This is a genomic window from Pseudomonas fluorescens, from assembly GCF_902497625.1.
Classification (GTDB): domain Bacteria; phylum Pseudomonadota; class Gammaproteobacteria; order Pseudomonadales; family Pseudomonadaceae; genus Aquipseudomonas; species Aquipseudomonas fluorescens_BQ.
In genome coordinates this window covers 1-1,967 of sequence record NZ_CABVGX010000109.1, presented here as the reverse complement: position 1 = coordinate 1,967, position 1,967 = coordinate 1, and the positions used below count along the sequence as shown (strand labels likewise).

General features: G+C 60.8%; 2 protein-coding genes. One reads left to right on the top strand and one right to left on the bottom strand.

What is annotated here, in order from left to right:
- On the top strand, positions 1-903 hold a 903-nt coding region (locus F8N12_RS27420; protein WP_150583131.1), incomplete at its 5' end, for a methyl-accepting chemotaxis protein.
- Positions 904-1,003: 100 nt separating this feature from the next.
- Here the strand turns inward: F8N12_RS27420 and F8N12_RS27415 are convergent.
- Positions 1,004-1,765: a YdcF family protein gene (locus F8N12_RS27415; protein WP_150579179.1), complete on the bottom strand. Its 762-nt coding sequence runs from the start codon at positions 1,763-1,765 to the stop codon at positions 1,004-1,006.
- Positions 1,766-1,967: the final 202 nt, after the last annotated feature.

Genomic DNA, 1,967 nt, shown 5'->3' with positions numbered 1-1,967 from the left:
GATGAGTTGGGAGACCTCGCACGCGGCTTCAACCGATTCCTCGACAGCCAGCGCGAAATGATCGGGGAAGTGCTCACCACCAGCGAGCGTTTGCGCACAGCAGTCAGCCAGGTGGCGAAGGTGGTCGATAACACCGCCGAGCGTTCCGGGCGTCAGCAGGAAATGACCGATATGGTCGCCACCGCTGTTCATGAGATGGGCTTGACCGTGCAGGAAATCGCGCAGAACGCCGGCAATGCGGCGTTCGCTTCGCAAACCGCCCGCGATGAAGCGATGCAGGCGCGCGAAGTGGTCAGCGGCTCGATCCGGCATATCGAAAGCATGTCCGACGAGATCGGCCTTGCCGCCAGTGCGGTGGGCGAGTTGGCGAATCAGGTGGCGTCTATCGATCAAGTCCTGGCGGTGATCCGCGGGATTTCCGAGCAGACCAACCTTCTGGCATTGAACGCCGCTATCGAAGCGGCACGCGCCGGGGACATGGGGCGCGGGTTCGCCGTGGTCGCCGATGAAGTGCGCACGCTTGCACGCCGTACGCAGTCGTCCACCGACGAGATTCAACAGATGATCGGCAGCCTCAAGCAAGGCGCGGAGAATGCGGTGTCGTCGATGCACACCGGGCAAGCGGCGACGGGTACCGGCGTGGAGTCGAGCCAGCGTACCGGCGCCTCGCTGACCGCGATCACCGGGCAGGTCGAGCGAATCAGCGACATGAATCATCAGGTGGCGACTGCGACGGAAGAACAGTCGGCGGTCACGGAAGAGATCAACCGCAACGTCCAGGGGATTTCCGATCTGGCGCGGGCGACGGCGGGAGAGGTCAGGGCTTGTCGTGAGGATTGTCAGATGTTGCAGCGCTTGGCCGATGATCTGGCGCGGCAGATGGGTGGATTCAAGTTGAGCTAAAAAAAAATCGCAGCCTCGTTTCACTCGACAACTCCTACAGGAAGAGCGCGCAATCCCTGTAGGAGCTGTCGAGTAAAACGAGGCTGCGATCTTGTGACCTTCAGCGGTAGAACAACCAATACCCGACCTGCCCAACCGCCTCATTGATCAATTGCCCACTGCGCCGGACAGATTTGGCGTCGGGTATCCAGCCACCCAACGGCTCGCCGTTAGCCACACTCAAAAAGCCCATCGGCGCCGGCACCACCTCAAACCCTGCCTGCTGGAAACTCCAGACCGAGCGCGACATATGCCACGCCTGCGTCACCACGACCACGCGCTTGATGCCTTGCGGCAGTAACATCTCGGCGCTGAACTGAGCGTTTTCCCACGTGGTGCGGCTGCGCTCTTCCTGCCAGCGCACGGTCACGCCGAAATCCTCGCGCATCGAATCTGCCATCAGGCGCGCCTCACTCGGCGGTGTGCCGTAGTGCAAACCACCCGTAGTGAGAATCGGTAAACCGGAAGCTTTGGCGAGGCGCGCGGCATAACGCTCACGGTCCAGTGCAACATCAGTTGGCTGATCGCTGCCCCAAGCGGGGTCCCCGCGCTCACGGCCCGATCCGAGCACGACGATCGCGTCAGCCCGCTGCGCCAGAGTCGCCCATTCTTCGCGACCCAACGCCGGATCATGTTCGAGGGCTTTGGCGCCCCACTCCACCGCAATCGGCAGGCTCATGAGCAAGAAGCCGCCAGAGCCCAGCGCAAAACATACGCCCGCCAGCCTCGGTCGGGTGCGACGAAACCACCAGGCAAGCGCCAGCAACAGCAACAAAATGCCGGGCGGCATCAGAAGGTGTTTAACGAAGTAACGAAAAGGCATCGAGCATCTCCAAAAGATGCCCGAAGCCTAAGTGGGTGGAACCCGGTCGACAACAGATACGCAAAAACAATTATGCTGAAGAATATGACCATAGATTATGGTTTCAATAACCCTTGCCTGAATTGCACAGAGCGCGACTTAGCTGCGTCCCTGCCAGACTGCTTGTCCTTGAGCCAGATGATCTTGGCCGAACGCGGTGCGT

What these genes read in the sequence shown, in the direction of transcription:
- F8N12_RS27415 (WP_150579179.1), bottom strand. Translation starts at nt 1,765, where the DNA reads ATGCCTTTTCGTTACTTCGTTAAACACCTTCTGATGCCGCCCGGCATT.